The sequence below is a fragment of the 'Chrysanthemum coronarium' phytoplasma genome (genome assembly GCF_000744065.1).
Lineage (GTDB): Bacteria > Bacillota_I > Bacilli_A > Acholeplasmatales > Acholeplasmataceae > Phytoplasma > Phytoplasma asteris.
On record NZ_BBIY01000133.1, the window covers coordinates 1 to 820 of the forward strand.

General features: G+C 28.2%; 1 protein-coding gene and 1 pseudogene. Both read left to right on the forward strand.

Going from position 1 to position 820, the window contains the following annotated elements; all coding sequences use genetic code 11:
* Positions 1-382: toprim domain-containing protein (locus OYV_RS04100; RefSeq protein WP_042068446.1), on the forward strand; the 382-nt coding region annotated here is incomplete at its 5' end.
* 140 nt (positions 383-522) lie between these two features.
* A pseudogene (locus OYV_RS04105) lies at positions 523-820 on the forward strand (phase variable surface lipoprotein); the annotation flags it as partial.

Consider the following 820-nt stretch of genomic DNA (forward strand, 5'->3'; position numbering starts at 1 on the left):
TTGTTGGCAAAACAATATTAAAAACGTGGTTGGTCTCATTTGTGTCACTCAATTACTTTCTCAATCACAATTAGAAATTCTCAAAAAAGAAAAGATTAAAGTGATTATCGCCTTAGATAACGACGAAACAGGGAGAAAACGAAGCGAAGCCTTAGGTGAACAACTTAAAGAAACAAACATTTTATACGAAATTAGACACATTTTACCGCCTTACAACCAAACTTGTAAAGATGTCGATGATTTATTACGTCAATACGGAAAAGAAGCATATCAAAAATGTTTTTTAGACCCTTATCTTTCATATGAAGAGGCCAAAAAGAAAATCATCGTCGATTTAGTGGTTCATTTTTTTGGAGAAGACAAAGTAGAAATAATTAATTAAATTATTTTTTTACACCAAAATATATAAAATCTACACATATAAAAACATTAATACACTCTCATAAAAGTATATATAAAATTAAATTTAACTATTTAGGGTTTTTATTTTTTATCTAAAAACCAAATAAAAAGAGAAAAGAAATGAAAAACGACACTAGTCAAGAAATTAGAATCGGGGGTTGGAACACAAAAACCACTCCTAACGATTTAACTCAAATTAAAAACTTTTTAAAAATATTAAAAGAAGATTTAATCAATCTCAATATTATCTCTCATTCCAAAAAGAAAAATACTTACCAAGAAGCTGATTACCGCCCCAAAAATCAAACTCTCTTCGTTGACCCTCAAATCTTAGAAGAAATGAAACAAACCAAAATCACCTTAATTAATGATAATTTCTCTTCTAGTAATGGTAAACTATTACTTTCTGATTTAACCC